Below are 21,929 nucleotides of genomic sequence, written 5' to 3'. Positions count from 1 at the left end.
GCCGGGTTCTTTTACGCCCGGGATTCCTGGAGGAAAGGAGCGGTGAATGTCCACGAGTGACGACCTTGTCGGTGGGAACGTCGATCCGTGGCTGTCGGTGAGTGAGCCGTATCAGCCGGACCCGCCGGGTCACGAGTCGGATCTCACGCACAGCGTGCAGATCCGTGACGTGCGGAAGGCGTTTGGTTCGTTCCACGTGCTGACCGGACTCAACCTGAACTTCGTGGACAACGCTGTCACCACGATCCTCGGGCCCTCCGGCACCGGTAAGAGCGTGCTGCTGAAGCACATCGTGGGCCTGCTCGAGCCCGACCACGGAGAGGTCGTCGTCTTCGGGCAGAACATCTGGAACGTCAGCGAGCGGGAGCGGCAGGAGATCCGCAAGCGGTTCGGTGTGCTGTTCCAGGACGGTGCCCTGTTCGGGTCGATGAACATCTACGACAACGTCGCCTTCCCGTTACGCAAGCACACGGACAAGAGCGAGTCGGAAATTCGCAAGATCGTGATGGCGCGGCTTGAGGAAGTCGGCCTGACACGGGCGGTCAACAAGGCTCCGGGCGAGGTCTCCGGTGGTATGAAGAAGCGCGCGGGTTTCGCCCGCGCGCTGGTGCTCAACCCGAGCGTCGTCATGTTCGACGAGCCGGACTCGGGTCTGGACCCGGTGCGCACGAGCCTGTTGAACGACCTGATCCTCAAGCTGCACGCGGAGCACGGCGGTACCTACATACTGGTCACCCACGACATCCGGACCGCGCGCAAGGTGAGCGACTACGTGGGCGTGGTGTGGAAGGGGAAGCTCATCCACTACGGCGAGACCGAAGAGGCGTTCAACTCCGACCTGCCCTTCGTTCGCCAGTTCCTGTCCGGCGACTCGGTGGGCCCCCTGGGGATGGACTGAATGAGATCCCGACGACTGGTCGTCAGCGCGGCGCTGGTGGCCGCTGTTGTCGTCGGCGCCCTGCTCTGGCGCGCCGACGACAACTACGAAGTGACGGTGGTGATGCCGTCGGCGGCACAGCTCGCCGACCGTTCACCGGTGTGGATCAACGGTTTCGGCGCGGGTTCGGTCAAGGAGCTGGAGACCAAGAACGGCAAGGCGCTCGTCACCATCGCCCTGAACAAGAAATACGCGCCCCTGCATGACGGCACGACCTCGCGGGTGGAATGGAACTCCGCCATCGGTGAACGCATGTTGACGCTGTACCCGGGACCGGCCACGAACGCGCGGATCCCGGAGCACGGCCTCATCGAGAGCGAGTCCAAGCAGATCGAGGTCGACCAGGTGCTCGCCGCCCTGGACAAGCCGACCCGGGACAGGGTCAGCTCGTTGCTGACCGAGCTGAACCAGACGGTGGACGGCCGGGAGCCGGACCTCAACGCGACGATCAGGAGCGCCGGGTCGAGCGTGCAGGCGCTCGGGGAGATCCTGGAGGCGGTCGGGCGCGACGGCCCGGCGATCCGCGCGCTGGTCACCCAGCTCCAGCAGATGATGGCGATAGGCGCCGACCACCGCCAGGAGCTCGCCTCCGTGGTGAGCGACCTGACCAGCGCGACCGGCGCGGTCGCGGGCCAGCAGCAGCAGCTCTCCGAGGGGCTCAGGGAACTGCCGTCGACGTTGCAGACCGCGAAGGGCACCCTGGACCGGGTTCCCACGGCGGGGGAGCCGACCATCGCGTTGCTCCAGGATCTCAGGCCGGCGACCAGCCGGTTGCCGTCGGTGGCGAAGAACCTCAGCCCGGTGCTCACCGAACTGCGCCCCAGCCTCGCCCAGCTGCGTCCCACGGTGGTGTCGGCGCAGGCGCTGCTGCAGGAGACACCCGGTCTGATCGACACCTCCCACGAGGTCGTCCCGCCCGTCACGCAACTGGTGAACAGCCTGCAGCCCGCGGTCGCCTTCCWGCGTCCGTACACCCCTGAAGCGGTCGGGTGGTTCCACAACTGGGGGCAGGCGTTCGCGCACTACGACGGGCAGGGGCACCTGTGGTCGGGCCTGCTTGCCCCGGGCACCAACATGATCAACGAGAGCCCGGTGCAGCTGCCAGGGTCACGCCGTGATCCTGAGCCGTATCCCGGCCAGCCGGTCGGGCAGCCGTGGGTGGACGCGACCGGGAGCGGAATCCGATGAGTACTGGTGGATTAGGCCGCAGACGGCCCGTGATCATCGCGCTGGTGGTCGTGGCGGCGCTGGTGTTGGGCGGCATCCTGTGGACCTCGCGGGGCGACGACGCCGTCGAGGTGACCGCGGTGTTCGACGACGCCAGCCCGCTGGTGCCCGGCAACACGGTCAAGGCGTCCGGGGTGGACGTCGGCATCGTGCAGTCCATCAGCCTGGCCGGTGGCCGGGCGCGGGTGCGGATGACGGTGGACCGCAGCGTGCTGCCGCTGCACAACGACGTGCGGGCGACCATCACCACGCAGGACCTGCTCGGTGAGCGGTTCATCCTGCTGGAGCGCGGGTCGCCGTCGGCGCCGGTGCTCTCGGAACCCGTGGTGATCCCGCAGACCCAGACCAACCGGGTGGTGGACCTCCAGGACGTGCTCAACGCCGTGGACACGCCGACCGCGTCCGCTCTCGGCGCGCTGCTGACCACCGCGGGTGAGGGCTTCAAGGGGCAGGGCAAGCAGGCCGCGGACGCGATCACCGCGTTGGAGCCGGCGATGACGCAGGCCAAGGACCTCGCCGCGATCCTCGACCAGCAGAACGAACTGCTGACCAAGCTGGTGGACGACGCCCAGCCGGTGGCGAGCGCGCTGGCCACCGACAACGGGCAGAGCCTCGACCGGCTGGTCGGGTCGGCCACGGACACACTCGCGACCGTGGCGGCCAACCGCAAGGCCCTGCAGGACTCCCTCGTCCGCCTCCCGGGGACCATAGCCAGCGCGCGCAGCACTCTCGCGCAGCTGGCCGGTGTCGCCGACCCGGCGACCCGCACGCTGGCGTCGCTGCGCCCGGTCACCGACGATCTCAGCGACATCACCGGTGAGCTGCACCGGTTCGCCGATGCGGCCGATCCCGCGCTGGCGTCGCTGCCGCCGGTCCTCGACCGGGCCAACACGCTGCTGGACGAGGCGGCGCCGCTGGTGAAGGCGCTGCGCCCGGCCACGCCGGACCTGCTCGGGGTGTCGGTGTCGGCGCGGACGCTCTCGGAGCAGGCGCTGAGCCTGCGGCTGACGAACCTGATGGAGTTCGTCAAGGGCTGGTCGATGGCGACCAGCGACTACGACGCCATCAGCCACTACTTCAAGGCGATGCTTCCGCTGTCGCCGAAGGTCCTGGGGCAGACCGTCGGCGGGCTCGTGCCCGGCCTGCCGGACGCGCCGGTCCCCAGCCTGCCGCTGCCCGCGCCGCCGGAGCTGCCGCTGCCGGGCAAGACCAACGCGCCGGCGGCGTCCACGCCCGCCAGCGGCGGGCGGACCGGTTCCGCGCCGGCCACCGCCGGCGGCGGCACCTCCGCCCCGGCCGGCGGCAGTGCGACCGGGCTGACCGAACGGCAGGAGAACTCTTTGCTGGGGCAACTGCTGGGAGGGGTGCTGTCATGACAACGCCGGAGTTCCGCGCGCGGTCGCGCTCCTTCCGCGCCGGCGGCATCGTGCTGGCCGTCCTGGCGGCGATCCTGTACCTGACGTTCAAGGCGCAGACCGGGCTGCCGTTCGCGCCGACGACGACGGTGCGCGCGGCGTTCGACAACGTCCACTCGCTGCGGGTCAACGACGGTGTCCGGGAGATGAGCAAGCGCATCGGCCGGGTCAGCGCGATCGACTACGTCAACGGTGCCGCGGTGGTGACCATGCAGCTCGACGGCAACGTTGACGTCTACCGGGACTCGCACGCGGAGATCTGGGACGTCTCGGCGCTGGCGACGAAGTTCGTCGAGCTCGACCTGGGTACTTCGGCGGCCGGCAAACTCGGCGACCAGACCATCGAGGCGACCCGCAACGTCAACTCGGCGGACCTCTACCAGCTGCTCGACGTGCTCGACCAGCCGACCCGGGACGCCGCCACCCGGACGGTGCGCGTTCTCGGCGGTGGGGCGGCCGGGCACAGCGACGACCTGCAGGATCTGCTGAAGACCGCGCCCAGCCTGCTTGCGGACATCGGCACTGTCTCCCAGGCGCTCGCGTCCGCGCAGACGGACCTGCCCACGTTGCTGACGGACATCGACCGGCTGGCGGGCCGGCTCGACGACCACCAGCAGCAGATCGCCTCCCTCGTCGACCAGTCCGACCAGACGCTGCGGGCGGTGTCGGTGGACGGCGGCAAGCCGCTGGCCGGCACGCTGGAACGGCTGCCAGGCACCCTGGACACGGCCAAGCACGCGCTGGACTCGCTGAACACGCCACTGGCCGACACCGCCTCGGCGGTGCGGGACCTCGAACCGGGCGCGGGCGCGCTCGCCGACTCGGAAACCGACCTGCGTGGCGTGCTGGTGGACGGGGTGCCGGTCGCGGGCAAGGTCCCCCCGGTGGCCGGGCAGGCCATCCCCGCCGTCGAGGACCTGACGCGCACGGTCTCGGACGCCCGGCCGTTGGCGTCGCCGGTGCGCCAGGCGGTCGGTGACCTGCTCACCCCGCTGCGGGTGCTGGCGCCGTACGCGCCTGAGCTCGGGCAGCTGTTCGTCCGCGGCCAGAGCTTCGTCTCCGAGGGAGGCGCGCCGGGGATGCGCTACGCCCGGCTGGGGCTCAACCCCGGTCTGGGGACCGTCACCAGCGGTCTGCTGCCGTCCGGGAACTTCTATCTGAACCAGTACCCGCGGCCCGGTGAGGCGCAGCGGGACCGCGCGCAGGGACTTCCGGCGGGCATCCCGCTGGTGGGGGGGACGGCTCGATGAGTGTGCTGCGGCGTCAGCGGGCGAGCCTCGCCCACCTCGGACAGCGGATACCCACCAAGGCGCTCGGCCTGGTGGTGCTGGCCGTGCTGGCCCTGGTCGGTTTCTTCGCCTTCAACCGGGCCCGCATCCTGATCACGGTGGGCTCCGGYGAGACGATCAGGGCGGAGTTCGCGCGGGACTACAAACTGGAACCGTTCAAGAGCGTCGTGAAGGTCGCCGGCGTCAAGGTCGGTGACGTCACGGGGGTGAAGGAGAGCGACCAGCACACCGCCCTGGTATCGCTGAAGATCGACGGGTCGGTGCTGCGGAAGCTCGGGGACCAGCCGACCGCGACGGTGCGGCCCGCGCTCGTGGTGGGTGGCTCCTACTATGTCGAGCTCGCCCACGGGGGCTCGGGCAGCGGCTTCCGCACCGGGCAGACGATCCCGCTGGAACGCACCAGCGTTCCGGTCGAGCTCGACCAGGTCCTCAGCGCCATCGATCCGGACGCGCAGAAGTCCATCCCGCGCACGGTTGAGCGGCTGGACGCGACGTTGCGTAACGACGGGCAGGAGGAGTTGCGCAAGCTCATCGCGGACGCGCCGGACACCCTCGAACCGGCCGGGGTGGTGCTCAGCGCCGCCCGCGGCACCCGTCCGGACACCGACCTGACCGGGGTGGTCACCGGCCTGCAGCACGCGGCGGCGGCGCTGACCAAGCAGGACGGCCAGCTCGACTCGATCATTACCTCGTTGGCGACGACATCGGAGGCGCTCGCGGACGAGCGTCGCCCGCTGGCCCAGACGGTGGCGGACCTGCCGCAGACGCTGCGGACCACCCGCGCCGGCCTTGCCGACCTCAACCCCACCCTGGACAAGCTGACCACGACCGCGCAGGAGTTCCGGCCGGCGGCCCGCCAGCTCGACCCGGTGCTGGCCAAGCTCGACCCGGTGCTGGAGCGCACCCTGCCGGTAGCGACCGACCTGCGGATCCTCCTGCAGGACGCCCGGCCGCTGGTCGACCGGCTGGTGCCCACCGCGCAGAACGCCAACGGGGTCCTGACCGACGTGCGCGGCCCGGTGCTGGAGCGGCTCAACGGCCCGGTCACCCAGGCTGTGYTCTCCCCCTGGCACGGCACCGGAATCTACGACGGTGGCGGTAACGATCATCTCCTGTACCAGGAGCTCGCCTACCTGTTCACGCATGGTGATGAGGTGTTCAAGTTCCATGACAGCAACGGCGCGGCGGGCCGGCTGATGGCCGGAGTCGGGGTCAACTCCCTCGGTGGGACCGCGACAATACTGCCGCTGGAGAAGTACCTGGAGTCCCTCGGTCTGCAACAGCCCGCGGGCCCGCAGGAGGGCACCCGGCAGGGTGCGCCGGGTCTGATCCCGCCGCCGGGGGCGGGGCCTGACGCGGGCGCGCTAGGCCAGCTGGTGACCTCGCTGGACCTTCCGCTGGTGTCGAGGAGTTTCCAATGAGTGCATCCCTGCGTCGTCGCTGGGAGCGGATCCGGACGGTACCCGGGCTGGGCCGTGACATGACCGCGTTGGCGGTCCTCGTCGTGCTCGGCCTGGTGGCCGCCGTGATCATCCAGTCCCAGCTGTCCTCGACGCCGCCGTGGGCGAACCGGTCGATCGTCAAGGCCGAGTTCGCCTCGGTGCCCGGCGTGAACCCGACGAGTTCCAACCAGGTCACGATCGCGGGCGTGAAGGTCGGGAAGATCGCTGACTGGTCGGTCAGCGACCATGCGACGGCCATCCTCACGCTGGAGATCGAGCCCGGGCATCCCGTGTACGACAACGCCCGTGCGGTGGTGCGCCCGAAGAACGCGCTCAACGAGATGTCGGTGGAGATCAACCCCGGGGGGCCGCCCGGCCGGGTGCTGCCGTCCGGCGGGCTCATCCCGCTGAAGCAGACGTCCCGGCCGATACAGGCCGACGAGGTCCTCAGCCATCTTGACGACCGCACCCAGCTGGCCCTCACCGACCTCCTCGTCGAGTCCGACGTCGCGTTGGCACGGTCCGAGAAGGAGCTGCCCCCTGGCCTGGCGGCGACGGACGGCACGGTCACCCAGCTGCAGCCGGTGGTCGAGGCGCTGCAGACCCGCCGGGAGAAGATCAGCCAGCTCGTGACCGCGCTGTCGCAGATCTCCACCGCGGTCGGCGGCAACGACCAGCGGGTCGCCCAGCTCGCGACGGCGACCCAGCAGACGCTGGAGACACTGGCGGGCAACGACGGGCAGCTGCGCGACAGCCTCGCGCAGCTGCCCGGCCTGACCGACCAGCTCCGCAGGACGTTGACCAGCACCCAGGCGCTGACCGAACAGCTCGACCCGACGCTGGACAACCTCCACAGCGCCTCCGGCGAACTGCCGAAGACGCTGGAGCGGCTGGAAAGCACCGTCGACGAGCTGGGGAACACCGTCGACGCGGCGAAGCCGGTGGTCAGCAAGGCCCGGCCGGTGGTCGCCGACCTGCGTCCGATGGCCGACGACATCGACAACTCTCTGATCAACCTTCGGCCGATCAGTCGTAACCTCGACCGCGACACCCAGACGGTGGTGTCCTACCTCACCGACATCCAGGCGTTCGTGTACAACACCTCGTCGGTGTTCGGCGCGGGAGACGCGCAGGGCAGCATCATCCGCGGGCACCTGGTCGTGCCGCTGCCCGCCGCCGGAGTACTGCCGAAGCAGCCGCCGAACGGCTACTTCCCCGGACCGGAGAACGGCCTGCCCATCAACCCGCAGCAGGGAGGCCAGAGCCGATGAGAGCACTGACCGGGACGGTGGGCCGGCTGGTCATCGTCCTGCTGTTCCTCGCCGCGAGCCTCGGGATCCTGACCTTCCTGCTCAGGGGCACCGGGACGCAGATCCCGCTGATCGACCGTGATGAGTACACCTCCTCCGCGGTGTTGACGGACGTCGACAACCTGGTGAAGGCGGGCCGGGTGCAGATCGCGGGCGTGCAGGTCGGCGAGGTCCGCGAGGTCACCCGGCAGTCGAACGGGCTGCGGGTCGAGTTCTCGCTGGACAAGAAGGTCGCCCCGCTGYACGAGGGGGTGAGCGTGCGTCTCGGCGAACGCTCCCTCGTCGGYGAGGGCTACCTGGACATCACCGATGGCAACGGCCGCGCGCTGCCCTCCGGCAGCACCATCCCCATCGACGCGGTGAAGCCCAGCGTGCAGCTGCGCGACGTGCTCGCCAGCCTGGACACGGACACCCGCGCGGAACTGGGCACCCTGGTGCGGTCGTTGGGCCAGGGCACCGAGGGCCGTCAGCAGGACGTCTCCGCGACCCTCGACGGGCTGGGCGATCTCGGCCGGGAGGGGCACACCGCCCTGGACGCCATCGCGGCCCAGTCCGAGGACCTCAAGGCACTGGCACAGCAGACCGCCGTCGTGCTACGGGCCCTCGACACCGGGCAGGGGCAGATCGCAGCCCTGGTGGACAACGCCAACCGGCTGACCCAGGCCACCGCCGGCCAGCGGCAGGCCGTCGAGGACGTGCTGAAGCAGACACCCGGCGTGCTCGACAGCGCCAAGGCCGCGTCGGGCACCCTGACGAAGCTCTCCGGGGCGCTGGCACCGGTCGCGGCCGACCTGAAGACGGCCTCCCCGCTGCTGAGCAATGCACTGCAGCAACTGCCCGACACCTCGGCGGACCTGCACGGGCTGCTGCCCCCGCTGTCGGGCGCGCTGGACCTGGCACCCGCCACGCTCGACCGCGTGCCCACCCTGGGCACCGATGTCCGCGGCGCCATCCCGCCGGTACAGACACTCCTGCGGGACGTCAACCCGATGCTGTCGTACATCAAGCCCTACGGGCCCGAGCTGGCGGCCTACTTCGCCAACTTCAACGCGGTCCTGCAGTACACCGACGAGTCCGGGGCCCACTACCTGCGGCTGGTCCCRCTGGTCAGTGACCAGTCCGTTCAGACACCCATCCCGTACCACATCCTGACCTACACCAACCCGTTCCCGGCACCAGGCACGGGCGCGAAGCCCGGGCCGTTCACCGGGCCGTACCCGCGGGTGGAGCGCAGCGACGGATGAGGTTGCGTGGACCTGCCGTCCGGCGCCTGGCGGCGCGGGGGACCCGTCCCCCGCGCCGGCCGGGCGCGCCGCGCCGACTGCTGGCCTCCCCGGTCCGGGGACTGAGGTGGCTGTGGGCGCGGCTGAGGCGGCGGCGCCCGTCCGCGCGGGCCTGCGCCGGGTTCGCCGTCGTGCTGGTGGTGGCGCTGGCGGCGGGGGTGGGGCTCAGCCGGGTCAGGTCGGACACCACGACGACGTCCTTCCTGCCCGCCGGGGATCCGGCGCAGCGCGCGTTACAGGAGTCCGCGCGTTCCTTCGGCGGCGACCCGATCGTCATCCTCGCGGAGTCGGCGGGCGATCGTGAGCTGCTGGGCGCCGAGGAGATCACCAAGCTGATGGCGTTGGAGGGCAACCTCGCGCAGTTGCCCGACGTCGCCGTGGTCTATGGCCCGGCGACCGTGCTGAACCAGATCGCCGGTGCGGCACAGAACCTGCTCGCGACCATCTCCGGCAAACGGGACGCCCTGCGGGCCGAGGCCGAGCAGCAGGCGCGTGCCGCCGGCCGTTCCGACGCCGAGGTCACCCAGGCCGCGGACGCGGCTGTCGCCGAGTTCGACCTGCGTTACGGCAGTCTGCTCGTGCGTGGCCTGCCCGCCGGCCTGCCCACGCTGCGCAACCCGTCCTTCGTCAGCGCCGTGGTGTTCGACCAGGACGGCACTCCCCGCCAGCAGTGGCGGTTCGTGGTTCCGGCGCCGAACGCCGTCGCCATCCTGGTCCGTCCCCGGGAGGGGCTGGACCAGGCGGGAACCGAGCGGCTGGTCGCCGCCACGAGGAAGGTCGCCGACGGCGCCGGGCTGCGCACGAGCAGGCTGACCATCACCGGCATGCCCGCGATCGCCGCCGATCTCGGCGGGCAGGTACGGCGCGAGATCCCGCTGCTCGGCGCGCTGGCCCTCGGGCTGATCGCCGCCTGTTATCTGCTGGTGCCCTGGGTGCGCCCCCGTCACCGGCTGCTGCCGCTGGCCGCGACGCTCGGCGCGACAGCGCTCACGCTCGCGGCCCTCGGCTGGCTGGGGCATCCGCTCTCCCTCGGCGTCGTGGCGTTCCTGCCCATCCTGGTCGGGATCGGCAGCGACTTCCCCGCCTACCTGATCCGGGGCGCCGAACGGCGGCGGGTGATCGTGGCGGCGCTGGCCAGCGCCGCGGGCTTCGCCTCGCTGGGACTCTCACCGGTGCCGTTCGTCCAGGACCTCGGATGGGCGCTCGCGGCCGGTGTCCTGCTCGCCGTCGGGTTGGGCTTCCTCACCCGGCGCCGGGTCGCCCAGGCCGCGGCCGAGCGGGCGGTGGGCGATGCGGTGAGCCACGAGGTAAGCCATGAGGTGAACGAGGACAGGCCGGTGCCGACGATGTCGCGGGCGCGCCGGGCGATCGTGCTGGTCATGCTCGTCGCCGTCGCGGGAGCGGGCTGGTCGGCGCTGGCGTTCCTCGACATCGAAGCCCGGCCGGACCGGCTCGCCAACGGTGTGTCCACACTGGCCGACGCGCAGCACGCCGAGAACGTGCTCGGATCGGCCGGTGAGGTCCAGATCCTGGTCAGCGGCACAAACGTGATCACACCGCAGGCGCTGGCCTGGATGCGGCAGGCCGAGGACACCACCATCCGCCGGTTCGGGGGCGACCTGCATCCCATCGTGAGCCTTCCCGGCCTGCTGGCCTTCCTGGGGGACTCGCCGACACCCGACCAGATCGCGGCCGGGCTTCAGCAGCTCCCGCCCTACCTCGCCACCGCGGTCGTGCGCAACGACGGCCGGCAGGCGGTGATCAGCTTTGGCGTCGAGCTGGAGGACGTCGCGCGCCAGCAGGCCCTGCTGCGGGACGTGCGGGCCGCGCTGCCCAGGCCACCGGAGGGGCTGACCGCCGAGCTGGTCGGGCTGCCGGTGGTGGCCGCGCGAGGATACGAGCTGGTGTCCGGCGATCGCTACCCGGCGAGCCTGCTCGGGATCGTGGCGGCGGGGCTGGTGCTGCTGGTGGGCCTGCCCCGCCGTTCCGAGGCGGCGCGTGCCGTGCTGGCCGCGGCGCTGGCCACCGGGTGGGGGCTGGCCGGGGCGTGGCTGTGCGGCATCGCGCTCACCCCGCTGACCGTCACGCTGGGCTCGCTGGCCACCGCCACCGCGTGCGAGTTCAGCGTGCTGCTCGGCCAGGGGTACGCGCGCCGGTCACCACACCTGCGCCGGTCGGTGGCGGTGGCGGCGCTGGCCGCGTCCGCCGRCTACCTCGCGCTGGCGGCGTCCGGCCTGTCGCTCATCCGGCAGTTCGGTATCTTCCTGGCGGCCACGGTCGGCCTGTCGCTGCTGGCGGCGTTTGTCGTCGTCCGGCTGTTCCCCGTTCGGCCCGCGGCCGGGCCGCGGGCCGACGGTGCCGGCGGCGCAGCGGTGCCGGATGCCGTGCCCGGCGTGGCGGTGCCGGACGACGGGCGCGGCGTACCGGCGTCCGACAGCGAGCATGACGCGCCAGCGCCGGACGGCACACCCAGCGCAGCGCGGACGGAGGTGAAGGTGTGAGGATCACGCTACCGGGCCCGCTGGGCCGGTCATGGGCGCGCGCGGTTCTGGTGGTGCTGGTACCGCTGGTCATCGCCGGGCTTGCGCTGCTCGTCGTGCCGCTGGTGACCGGGCTGCCCGGCAACGCCGCCTTCCGCGTGGGCGACACCGTGGTGACCAAGGACCAGTTGCACGACCGGGTCGAGGTGCTCAGCGCGCTCTACGGGATCCGCGAGCCGGTCGGCGGCAGCGAGCTGGAGCAGTTCCGGCGGGACATCGCCAAAGCGGTCGCGGTGAGCATGATCCTGGACAACGCCGCCGCCGAGCGCAAGATCGTCATCGCGGACAAGTCGGTCCGGGACACCCTCAGCAAAATGATCGACGAACAGATGGGGTCGGACGGGCAGCGTGCCTTCACCGACCTGCTGGCCAAGCTGAAGGTGTCCGAGAACGACGTCCTCGACGAGGTCGGACGCCAGCAGCGCACGGCCAGGCTGTTCCAGGAGGTGACGGCGCCGGCGGTCGCGACCGTCGCCGACGACCAGCTGCCCTCGTACTACGAGGGCCACCGGGCGGACTTCGCCGTTCCCGCGCAGCGCCACCTGCGCAACATCGTGGTCGCCACCAGGGAGGAGGCGGACCAGGCGGTGCAGCGCACCAGGGATGGCGCGGACTTCRCCGCCCTCGCCGGTGAGACGTCGCTGGACGAGTCGACCCGGAGCAGCCAGGGCGATCTGGGGTTTGTCACCGCCTCGCAGCTGGATGCCGAGTACGCCAAAGCCGCCTTCGCCGCCCCCGTGGGCTCCGTGTTCGGCCCGGTGCAGACCCGTTACGGCTGGAACGTCGGTCAGGTTCTCGAGGACAGGCCGGCCAGCCAGCCGTCTTTCGAGCAGGCCAGGGACGAGGTGCGGGAGGCGCTGCGCTCCGAGCGCGCGGTCGCGACCTGGCGGACGTGGCTCGCCGACCGGATCAGGGCGGCGGACGTGGAGTACGCCGACGACTACCGGCCCGCGGATCCCGACGCGCCGCCGTCCGACGACTCCGCGACGCTTCCGCAGCCGGGCGTGACCGGCAGCCCGGCACCCGCGGCGCCTCTCTCGTCGTCCCTGCTGTCCCTGCCGCCCGCCTCCGCCCCGCCGTCGCTGTCGGCCCCGCCGCCGCTGTCCCTCTCCTCGACGCGATGATCGGCTCGGTGCGATGATTGCCGCGGCGCTGGTGCAGTTCGCGTTCGCCGCCGCGTTCTTCGCCATCGGACGGTGGGGGCAGCGGCACGCCCCCACCCTCGTCCCCGCCTCCCTTTCTCCGGAGGGACGGGCGAAGAGGGAGCGGTCCCTGCGCCGGGGGGCGCGTTCCTGCAAGATCATCGCTGTGTTCTTCGTCGTGCTCGGCGTGGTCGGGCCGGTGCTGCCCAGCTGACCAGGGAGCGGGGGAGTGCCGCGGGGCGGGGGAGCGGCGGCCGGATCGTCCGCCGGCGGTCAGCTCCCGCCGCCGTGGTGGCCCGGYCGGCTCTTCTCGGTCAGTTCCGCTGCAGCCCGGTGACGATGATCTGCCGGGCCTCGTCGGCCAGCGGGTAGGGCACGAACAGGGTGAACCGGTTGATCAGGTCGTCGAAGCGGCGCCGGAGCTCCGTGACGACCGCGGCCGGCTCGCCCACCACCGCGAACGTGTGCAGCACGGTGTCGTCCACGAGCTTGGTCATGACGTCCCACTCGTTCTGCCTGGACAACCGGTGCAGCTCCGTGTGCAGGTCRCCCCAGCCGTGCAGTTCCAGGACGCCGCGGTAGGCCGGGGTGGCCCCGTAGAAGGCGATGCGCTCGCGCACCGTCCGCACGGCCTCGTCATAGCTTTTCTCGTCGATTCCGGTGGCCACCAGCCCCGGGTAGGACAGGGTGAACTGTTCCCGCCGCCGGCCGTTGTCACGGAGCACCGATTCCACGATGGGGAGCGTGACCTCCCGCAGGTAGCGTTCCGTGGTGAAAGAGTGCACGAGTATGCCGTCGGCGACCTCCGCGGCGACCGAGGCCATCTTCGTTCCGACCGCGGCTATCAGAACCGGTGGCGGGCCGTAGGGGTTGGGGCCGGGATTGAACAGCGGTGTCATCAATGTGTGCTGGTATATGTCGCCGCGGAAGTCGAGCGGTTCCCCGTGGTGCCAGCTACGCCATATCGCCCGCATGGCCAGGACGAACTCCCGCATCCGCTCGTTCGGCGCGGACCACGGCATGCTGAAACGGCGCTGAATATGTGGTTTGATCTGAGAGCCAAGCCCCAGCACGAACCGGCCGGAACTGAATGTCTGGAGGTCGTTCGCTGTCGACGCCATGGTCATCGGGTTGCGGGCGAATGCCACGGCTATGGCGGTACCGATTTGTAGCCGCGGTGAGCGGTCCGCGGCCAGCAGCAATGGTAAAAAAGGGTCGCGGCCGACCTCGGTCGCCCACACCCCGTCGTATCCGATCCGTTCGGCCGCCGCGACCTGGGCCGAGATGCCAGCGATATTCGCGCCGCTGGTCCCGTCCGAGGATCCGCCACCAATGAATCCGTCAACCAGCACTGTCAGCTCCTCCTGATCGCCACGACGACAGTTTCAGGCCTGCTACGGGGTCGACGCGCCCCGCCCGGGTCGACTGCCGTGCCCTGACGGCCCGGCTGTCCACCGACGGGCCGGCCGGTCGCGGGTACCAGCGAAGATCATTTTCTTCTCCTGGTCGGCCTGCCTGGCCGTGAAAGGTCGACCGGCGTCTCGGCGGACGGGGTGAGGGCCGCCGTCGCGATCAGGACGGGGCCGACGGGCGGACGATCGTGGAGAATTGGCTCCGATGGCGAGAAGTAAATCAGGAGTAACTTAATGGGTCAACAACTCCACCTCGTCCGGCGATGCGCGAGGCGGTGCGCGAAGCGGCACACAGCGCTCCCCGGACGCGGGCTGGACGCCTGGCTGGGGGCGTTGCCGTCGGATCGTGCCGTCAGCTGCTGTCGGTGGTGGGGAAGTTTGAGTGGGACCGGTATCCGCGTGAGACGGCATGGTGGGAGCGGACAGTGAGTGAGCATGGCGGTAGAGGGACGATCGCRAGAACTCCGCGTCCACGCAACCGCAGAGCTCAGATCATCACTGCTGCCAGTGAGCTGTTCTATCGTTTCGGTTATCACAACGTGGGCACCGAGGACATCGCCGGCGCGGTCGGGATCACCGCCGGTGCGCTCTACCGGCACTTCCGCAGCAAGGAGGAGCTGCTGGTGTGCGCGCTGACCGACAGCTTCGACCTGGCGGCGTCCGTCGTCGACCGGCATCACGATGGCCAGCTCACAGCCATGGTGCAGGACCTGGCCGAGACCGCGGGCCGGCGACGCGACCTCGGGGTGCTGTGGAGTCGGGAGAGCCGCCATCTCAACGACGAGCAGCGGCAGCGGATGCGGGAGAGGTTCTTCGCCTTCCTGGCGGGCTTCGTCGTCGCCCTGAACGACGTGCGTGACGAGCTGAGCCGGGACGACGCGGAACTGCTGGCATGGTGCGCGCTCGCCGTGCTCACCAGCCCCTCCTACCACCGGGTCCCGGCCGCCCCGGAGACGATGGTCGCCCTGCTGCGCAGGATGGCCCTGTCGGTGTGCACCGTTGACATCGCCGGTCTGTCCGGGCAGCCGGCTCCGGAGCCGGTCACCACCGAGACCGGGCTGTCACCGCAGGGGCGGCGGGAGGCGCTGTTGGTGGCGGCGGCCCGATTGTTCAGCATCCGTGGTTACCAGACGGTGACCATGGAGGAGGTCGGTGCCGAGGTCGGGGTGACCAGCGCCGGCGTCTACCGGCACTTCACCGCCAAGGCCGACCTGCTGATGGCGATTGTCGCGCGTGCGGCCGAGTCCCTGCAGCTGGGCATCGCCCGGGCRCTGGCGGCCGCCACGACCCCGCAGGCCGGCCTGGAGAACGTGGTGGCGGCCTACATCGACTTCGCGATGGCGCACACCGATCTGGTCAACGTGCTGGTCGCCGAGGTGATGAACCTTCCGTATTGGAACCGTCACAGAATTCGTAAGGCGCAGCACGACTACGTCGCGGAATGGGTGTCCCTGATGGCGGCCACGCGCCCGGATCTGGACCGGACCGCGGCGCTTTTCCGCATCCACGCCGTGTTGATGGTGGTCAACGACGTAGCGCGCACCGCTCACCTGCGAAGCCAGCCAGGAGTAACAGAAAAACTTCGTTTGGTAGCCGCTCATATCTTGCACAGTTAACACTGTGTCGACGGTGGCCGCCGGCCTCCGTCGCGGGCGGGCGGCCGTGGCGACGGGCCGTGCCCGAGGCCGACCCGAGAGTCGTATCCGGAGAAGCCTTGACGAAGTGACCTGAATCACCTACGTTCTGTCCCGAAGTAAATGTGGCAACACATAGATCCGGTCTCTGGAGCTGTTGTCCGGCCCCCGCGAGGGGCGCTGGGCCCTGGGGGCCGCGCCGTCGTCGCGATCGGTCCACTTCGGACGTGGAGGACAAGGGACAGTGGCGTCACCATATTCCACCACTGCGTTAGCCCAGGCGGATCTTCAGATTCGTCAGAAGAAGCTGGTCACGGCATTACACACGGCGGTGGACGCGGCTCCGGTCGAACCCGGCAGCCGTTCGGCCGCGGCGCTCACCGCGAGACTCGAGCGGATCGACGGTGAATCCATCGACGCGGAGGTCCGGGGCGGGGAAGCGGCCCGGGCCGGCGCGCTGCTCGCCGAGATCAGTGCCGTGCAGAACGATCTGCGCGAGCACATGTTCGGTATGCCGTTCCGGGTGCTGAGCCGCATCCGGGAGGAGCTCGCCCGGATACGCCGGGCCACGACTTCCGCGGAGGCCATCGCGTCCGCTCCGGCAGCCCTGTGCGCGGCCGGTGGATTCGACCGGGCGATGATTTCCAGCCTGCGCGGCTCGACCTGGCTGCCCGCCGGGCTGCACGTCGGGGCCGACGCCGACAGCGCGGTCAACGTGGCGTTCCGGGACTTCATCCAGGACCTGCGGATTCCGTTGACCTCCGCCATGCCGGAAGCCGAACTCGTCCGGCGCAGGGTACCCGCGCTGATCCAGCACGCGCAGTCCGAGCCCAGGCTCTTCCGCCCGTTGGTCGAGGTGTCCCAGACCCGGGAGTATGTCGTCGCGCCGATCCTGGCGAGTGGTTCGGTCGTCGGCTACCTGCACGCGGACGCCTATTCCTCCGGGYGTCGCCTCACCGGTTACGACCGGGAGCGTATCCAGATCTTCGCCGACGGCTTCGGTCTGATTCTCGAGCGCACGGTGCTGCTCGAACGCCTCGCCCTGCAGCGGGAACGGATCGCGAAGGCGTTCTGCACCGCCCGGATGATGACCGAAGGGCTCAGCGCCGCCCCGGTCCGGCTCGTGCGGCAGAGCACCCCGGCGACCGAGTCCAAGCCGCCGGTGTCGCTGCCGAGTATGCTCGCGGCCTCCGCACCTCGTCTCCCGGACGGGCTGACCCCGCGGGAGCGGGAGGTGCTCGCCCTGCTGGCCAGCGGAGCAACCAACGCACAGATCGCCGATCGTCTGACCGTCTCCGAAACCACGGTGAAATCACACGTGAAACACATCCTGCGCAAGCTGCACGCGTCGAACCGCGCCGAGGCGATCGCCCGGTATCTGTACCTTGCGCGCAGTCAGGATCGTGCCTTATGACCGCCGACCCGGACCGGAAGCCCGGCATGTTCCCGGCGCCCGCCGGCGCCCGAGGATGGCGACGCCGCCAACGCGATCTCGCGGCCCGCATCGACCTCATGCACGACGAGGTCCGGGCCGCCCTCCACACGGAGCCGACGGCATCCGTCATCCCCGACGATCTGGCGACGTCGGCCGAGGTCGTCTCGACTCTGGCCGGGCGCTGCATCGACCAGCTGCGGGCCACCGCCGGCACCGACGGCATCACCGCCGCGGACGGCGACACCAGCCTGCAGCTGTGCCATCTCATCCTGGATCTCCAGGAGCTCTCGTTCGACCTCTACCAGCACGACCTGAACCTGTGCACCCGGCGGTTCGCCGACTGCGCCGCGGGGCTGCAGCGCCTGCGGACGCTGCCGAGCTCGGTCGACCTGCTCGACCAGGTGTGCGAGGAGCTCGTCCACCGGTGCGGGTTCGGGCGCGCGGTRCTCTCTCGGGTGGAGGACAGCGCCTGGCATCCGTGGATGGCCTATTTCAGCAACAGTGACGAGTTCGAGTCATGGTTCGCGCGCTGGGTCGACCGGCCGATCCCGTTGGAGGGCATGACGCCCGAGACCAGGCTGCTGACCGACTGCCGGCCCGCGGTCGTGTACGACACCGCGAACGCGCCCGTCCACCGGCCGATCATCGTGGAGTCCGGGCGTTCCAAGTCCTACGTCGTCGCCCCGGTGATGCGCGGGACGGAGGTCGTGGGTTTCCTGCACGCGGACCACCATCCGTCCTCGCGCCGGGTGGACGAGGTCGACCGGGACGTTCTCTGGATGTTCGCGGACGGGTTCAGCCACATCTACGAACGAGCCGTGCTGGCCGAACGCCTGCGTACCCAGCGCAACCACGTGCGGGAGATCCTGTCGTCGGCAGTGGAGATGATGAACGACTTCTGCGACGCGGGCATCGATCTCTCCCGGTACGCGGGTATCGGAGCCATGCCCGGCGACGGCGCGCGGCCCGCCCCGATCGCCACCGCGCACACCGGCGGGGATCTCACCGCGCGGGAGTCGGAGGTTCTGGAGCTGATGGTGGCGGGTGCCACGAACAGCGTCATCGCGGAAACCCTGGTCATCGCCGAGGAGACCGTGAAGTCGCATGTGAAGCACATCCTGCGCAAGCTCGGCGCGGTGAACCGCTCCCAGGCGATCGCGGGCTCCCTGGGGATGACCATGCGTGAGATAGAGGCCTGAAAACTGGTCACAGCCGAAAAATCAATACGCAACGTAACAAAAAGTTGCGATGCGTATTGACTTTTCTAGCACCTGGAACCACAGCCCCCGACAGGGAACCCCGCTCCTCGATGGGGACCGCGGCCACGGTGGCCGCGGTCCCCGCAGGTAGGGCATCGTGGCTTGGGTCGCCAGTGACGCCCACCGTCTCGCGTTGCCGCCGGCATCCTGTTCGCCGGAGGCAACGCGAGCAGCGGCTACGGAGCGTGAAGCAGGCCAGGGACCTGGTCGGTGGTCAGCCGAACAGACCGAGCTCGGACCGGCCGAGCAGGTCGTAGACCTGGTCGGTGGTCAGCGGGTGGAAGGGGCCACCACGGGCGTCCCGGTAGAGCCGTTCCAGGATGTGCCCGCGCCGGAAGGCCGAGCCGCCGACCAGGCGGAGCGCGGCGTCCGTCACCTTGATCGCCGTCTCGGTCGTGGCGACCTTGGTAACGTCGGTCCAGGCTGCCCGCGCGACCGGGTTCCACTCGGCGTCACGGCCCTCGATGAGGATCCGGGCGGTCGTCTCCAGCGCCCGGGCCGCAGCCTCCGTCTCGACCAGGATCTTGCCGAGCCCGTACTGGACGTAGCCGATCCCCTTCAGGGCGACGTCCTTGCCCTCCTGCGTCGCGCCGAGGGACTTCTTCTTGAGGATCTCCCGGGTCTCCAGGTAGGCCTTCTCCGCGAGGCCGAGGTAGACGCCGGAGAAGCTCAGTGACGCCCACTCGAACTCGCCGAAGAGGCCGTTGCGGAAGTTGCCGCCGTACGCCGAGGCCGGCACGTAGACCTTGTCGAAGACGAGCGTGTGAGTGCCGGTCGCGCGCATCCCCAGGGTGTCCCAGGTCTCGACGATGCTGACCCCGGGCGTGTCGATCGGGATGACGAAGACGGCCTCGCGGGACGCGTGCTCCTGGAAGTCCTCGGGCAGCTCCCCGGAGGGGTCGGTGATGGTGGCGTTGAAGGCGACGATGTCGGCGCCCTGACAGAGGGTGGCCCAGGTCTTCTTGCCGCTGACGTGCCAGCCGCCCTCACCGTCGGGGACCGCCACGGTGTCGGCGAGACCGGTCAGCCCGGCCCGGTCCTCGCTGAAGGGCCCACAGATGATCTTACGCTCGTTGACGACCTCGGAGAAGACCCGCTGCCGGGTCTCCTCGTTCAACAGGCCACGGAAGATACCGACCATGGTCTGGTGCATGTTGAACGCCAGCGCGATGGGCGGGTCACCCTTGGCGAGCTCCCTGGACACCAGAGCGGTGGTCCAGATGTCGGCGCCGAGGCCACCGTACTTCTTCGGGACGGCCAGAGCGGGCAGGCCGCTCTCCTTGTAGATCGGCACGAGCTCGGTCGGAAAGCGGTTCTCGGCATCAGCCCGTGCTCCGGCCTCGGCAAAGTGCTTCGCCACCGAACGGGCTATCTGTATCACCTCGGCTTGTTCGGCCGGGGTTATTTCCACGTCGTGCTTCCCCATACCGCAACTCACTCCCAACCATCGACGACCATGTGCTTGCGAAGCCGTTGCGAGCGTAATCGCGCCGCCGCCGGCCGGAATCTCCCTGCGGGAGAGATTCTGCCCTTCAACGGGGTGACACCCGCTGGGAACCGCCTCCTCCCGGGGGATTCGGGAGCCGGCCGCGCGCGTGCCGCCCCGGGCCGGGTGCGGTCCGCGACCACGGCTGCCCGGCTTCCGTCATTATCGGCATCGGCCCTTCCGTCATTACCGGCCCTTCCGTCATTACCCGGGCACGGTAAGCTGGCCATCGCCGACCGGCGGATGATCGTCCGCGATCAGGCTATCGTGGCGGTGTGCGCCGCCGCCGGCCTGCTGGTTCACGCGAAGGAGCACCGGTTCACCCGAAGGAGCAGCGTCTTTACCCCTGGGGGATGAGGCGCCGGCCGTGAACTGGTTCTACCGTTGGGACACCTACCCGCCGATCGGGCCGGCGGTGTCTTTCTTGAGTTTTCCCGGATTTTCCGGGACCGCGGGTACGCAGGAAAAGCTTGATCATACCCGTCGGTCCGGCGGAGCCGACCCACCGCGGCTCCGCCGGACCGTCGCTCGTGGGTGTGACCGTCGCCTGACCCTGGTCGGGCCAACCGGGATCGGAACGGAGCGCGTCGATGAGCCGAGTCACCGAACACGCCGAACACTGGGCGCAGGGGATCACGAGTGACACCGATGTGGCGATCTCGCTGTACACGGACGACGTCCGGTACGACGGGCACTCGGCGGCCGGCCAGGAGCGCGGCCCGGCCGCCGACGTCGCGGGCCTTCGCGAGCGGTTCGCCGCGTACCCGGACCGGGAGACCGACAACGACCCGGAAGCTCCTCGTTTCGAGGTGCTTGAGGCGATCACGACCACCGGGGRAAGCGGATCGCGTTCCGTAACTGTCCTGTGGCACCAAAACGGCGAGCAGCGTGCCGGATACCAGAACCCGTCAACCGGCGACGAGAACCCTTCCGTTCGGGACCAAACCTGGTGGTTGGCCGACGCCGACGGCAGAATTGACCGTGAGCCGACCACCTGGAACGACGCCCCGGTATTTCAGCGAATCGGGCCGCCGGTCCCCACCCCGCACTCCTGGGAGAAGGATGCCGACCCCGGTTCGCCGGTCTGAACAGGCGGACCGAAGGTGACACCACTCCGCCGATCGTGGAGGTACCGGTGACATTACCGCACGCATGGCACCAACGGCTGAGGCTGCCGGCGGTGGCGGCGCCGATGACCGACGTGTCAGGCCCCGATCTCGTGATCGCCGCCGCCGTGAACGGCATCATCGGCACTTTTCCCACCCATAACGCGAAAAGTGCCGACGAACTGGAGGAATGGCTGTCGCGCATTACCGCGGCGACAGGGCCCCCCGGGTCCGCGCAGGCCGCCCCGGTGGGCGCCAACCTCGTCGTGCACCGGTCCAACACGCGGCTCGCCAGCGACCTGGACAGCCTGCTGCGGCATCGTCTGGAAATCGTCATTACCAGCGTGGGTTCTCCCGCGGCGGTGGTCGGGCCGCTGCACGACGCCGGCATCCTGGTACTGGCGGACGTGGCAAGCATACGCCATGCCCACAAGGCGATCGAAGCCGGGGTGGACGGCCTGGTGCTGCTGTCCGCCGGCGCCGGCGGACAGACCGGGTGGGCCAACCCGATCTCCTTCGTACGGGCCCTGCGGGACGACTACGACGGGATCCTGGTCCTGGCCGGCGGCATCAGCGACGGTTACGGCGTGTTGGCCGCCCGCGCCGCCGGTGCCGACCTGGCCTATCTCGGCACCCGCTTCATCGCCACCACCGAAAGCCTGGCCTCCGACGCGTACCGGCAGGCCGTCGTCGAGGCCACCCTCGACGACATCGCCGCATCGGTGCAGGTCAGCGGCCTACCAGCGAACGTACTCAGAAGCTGGCTCGAAGCCCAGGACATCACGCCGACCCCGCCCGCCGGGGGGGCCGGCGACGCTTCTCCCGGCTTCGCCCAGGACCGGCTGCTCGCCCAACAGAACGTCTGGGCGGCTGGCCACTCGGTATCCGGCATCGACGAGGTTCTCGACATTCCGAAGCTGGCGGAGCGGCTTGCCCGCGAATACCAGCAGGCCCAGGACCTGCTGCTACCGGCCGCAGCGAACGGCATTTCCAGAAGGTGGAGGTAGAGCAC

At 70.0% G+C, this 21,929-nt stretch carries 17 protein-coding genes; 15 read left to right on the top strand and 2 right to left on the bottom strand.

The genetic code is table 11. The annotated features are described in order from the left end of the window. Nucleotides 1-46 precede the first annotated feature (46 nt). Genes BL254_RS09700 through BL254_RS09655 form a run of 10 tightly spaced genes read left to right on the top strand, consistent with a single transcriptional unit; the run spans nt 47 to nt 12,799 of the window. Nucleotides 47-898 carry an ABC transporter ATP-binding protein gene (locus BL254_RS09700; protein ID WP_083730952.1) on the top strand — a complete coding sequence of 284 codons (852 nt, stop codon included), beginning with the start codon at nt 47-49 and terminating at the stop codon, nt 896-898. Then, on the top strand, nt 899-2,125 hold the full coding sequence (locus tag BL254_RS09695; protein WP_076843114.1) for an MlaD family protein: 1,227 nt from the start codon (nt 899-901) through the stop codon (nt 2,123-2,125). After that, entirely contained in the window at nt 2,122-3,540 is a 1,419-nt protein-coding gene (locus tag BL254_RS09690; protein ID WP_076843113.1) for an MlaD family protein, read from the top strand. The genes BL254_RS09695 and BL254_RS09690 overlap by 4 nt, the downstream gene beginning before the upstream one ends. Further along, entirely contained in the window at nt 3,537-4,829 is a 1,293-nt protein-coding gene (locus tag BL254_RS09685) for an MlaD family protein (protein ID WP_047223384.1), read from the top strand. The genes BL254_RS09690 and BL254_RS09685 overlap by 4 nt, the downstream gene beginning before the upstream one ends. Beyond that, complete coding sequence (locus tag BL254_RS09680) at nt 4,826-6,289, top strand: MlaD family protein (RefSeq protein WP_076843112.1); 1,464 nt, start codon at nt 4,826-4,828, stop codon at nt 6,287-6,289. Before BL254_RS09685 ends, BL254_RS09680 begins: the two co-directional genes overlap by 4 nt. Then, nucleotides 6,286-7,581 carry an MlaD family protein gene (locus tag BL254_RS09675; protein WP_047223362.1) on the top strand — a complete coding sequence of 432 codons (1,296 nt, stop codon included), beginning with the start codon at nt 6,286-6,288 and terminating at the stop codon, nt 7,579-7,581. The genes BL254_RS09680 and BL254_RS09675 overlap by 4 nt, the downstream gene beginning before the upstream one ends. Beyond that, complete coding sequence (locus BL254_RS09670) at nt 7,578-8,864, top strand: MlaD family protein (RefSeq protein WP_076843111.1); 1,287 nt, start codon at nt 7,578-7,580, stop codon at nt 8,862-8,864. Before BL254_RS09675 ends, BL254_RS09670 begins: the two co-directional genes overlap by 4 nt. Next, complete coding sequence (locus BL254_RS09665; protein WP_175648333.1) at nt 8,861-11,404, top strand: RND transporter; 2,544 nt, start codon at nt 8,861-8,863, stop codon at nt 11,402-11,404. Before BL254_RS09670 ends, BL254_RS09665 begins: the two co-directional genes overlap by 4 nt. Then, nucleotides 11,401-12,567, top strand: a complete 1,167-nt coding sequence (locus BL254_RS09660; RefSeq protein ID WP_076843109.1) for a peptidyl-prolyl cis-trans isomerase — start codon at nt 11,401-11,403, stop codon at nt 12,565-12,567. Before BL254_RS09665 ends, BL254_RS09660 begins: the two co-directional genes overlap by 4 nt. Nucleotides 12,568-12,580: 13 nt before the next feature. Continuing rightward, complete coding sequence (locus BL254_RS09655) at nt 12,581-12,799, top strand: hypothetical protein (protein WP_047223360.1); 219 nt, start codon at nt 12,581-12,583, stop codon at nt 12,797-12,799. 100 nt (nt 12,800-12,899) lie between these two features. On the opposite strand, the gene BL254_RS09650 is transcribed toward BL254_RS09655, so the two are convergent. Beyond that, nucleotides 12,900-13,937 carry a TIGR03617 family F420-dependent LLM class oxidoreductase gene (locus BL254_RS09650; protein ID WP_047223359.1) on the bottom strand — a complete coding sequence of 346 codons (1,038 nt, stop codon included), beginning with the start codon at nt 13,935-13,937 and terminating at the stop codon, nt 12,900-12,902. A gap of 485 nt (nt 13,938-14,422) precedes the next feature. Between BL254_RS09650 and BL254_RS09645 the strand changes: the two genes are divergently transcribed. The 3 genes from BL254_RS09645 (at nt 14,423) to BL254_RS09635 (ending at nt 18,265) form a co-directional block, all read left to right on the top strand. Beyond that, nucleotides 14,423-15,613, top strand: a complete 1,191-nt coding sequence (locus BL254_RS09645; protein ID WP_047223358.1) for a TetR/AcrR family transcriptional regulator — start codon at nt 14,423-14,425, stop codon at nt 15,611-15,613. A 262-nt stretch (nt 15,614-15,875) separates the two neighbouring features. Next, the gene (locus BL254_RS09640; RefSeq protein WP_076843108.1) at nt 15,876-17,045 is read left to right on the top strand and encodes a LuxR C-terminal-related transcriptional regulator; all 1,170 of its coding nucleotides are present in this window, start codon (nt 15,876-15,878) and stop codon (nt 17,043-17,045) included. After that, nucleotides 17,042-18,265: a LuxR C-terminal-related transcriptional regulator gene (locus BL254_RS09635; RefSeq protein WP_047223356.1), complete on the top strand. Its 1,224-nt coding sequence runs from the start codon at nt 17,042-17,044 to the stop codon at nt 18,263-18,265. The genes BL254_RS09640 and BL254_RS09635 overlap by 4 nt, the downstream gene beginning before the upstream one ends. A 274-nt stretch (nt 18,266-18,539) precedes the next feature. Here BL254_RS09635 and BL254_RS09630 read toward each other — a convergent pair whose 3' ends face one another. Continuing rightward, nucleotides 18,540-19,751 carry an acyl-CoA dehydrogenase family protein gene (locus tag BL254_RS09630; RefSeq protein ID WP_047223355.1) on the bottom strand — a complete coding sequence of 404 codons (1,212 nt, stop codon included), beginning with the start codon at nt 19,749-19,751 and terminating at the stop codon, nt 18,540-18,542. A 650-nt stretch (nt 19,752-20,401) separates the two neighbouring features. Here BL254_RS09630 and BL254_RS09625 point away from each other — a divergent pair. Both BL254_RS09625 and BL254_RS09620 read left to right on the top strand, forming a co-directional pair. Further along, nucleotides 20,402-20,899, top strand: a complete 498-nt coding sequence (locus BL254_RS09625; protein ID WP_076843107.1) for a hypothetical protein — start codon at nt 20,402-20,404, stop codon at nt 20,897-20,899. A 47-nt stretch (nt 20,900-20,946) separates the two neighbouring features. Continuing rightward, complete coding sequence (locus tag BL254_RS09620; protein ID WP_076843155.1) at nt 20,947-21,924, top strand: nitronate monooxygenase family protein; 978 nt, start codon at nt 20,947-20,949, stop codon at nt 21,922-21,924. Nucleotides 21,925-21,929: the final 5 nt, after the last annotated feature.

The organism is Protofrankia sp. BMG5.30, assembly GCF_001983005.1.
GTDB lineage: Bacteria > Actinomycetota > Actinomycetes > Frankiales > Frankiaceae > Protofrankia > Protofrankia coriariae.
The sequence above is the reverse complement of the archived record's forward strand: the minus strand, read 5'-3'. Positions and strand labels throughout refer to the sequence as shown.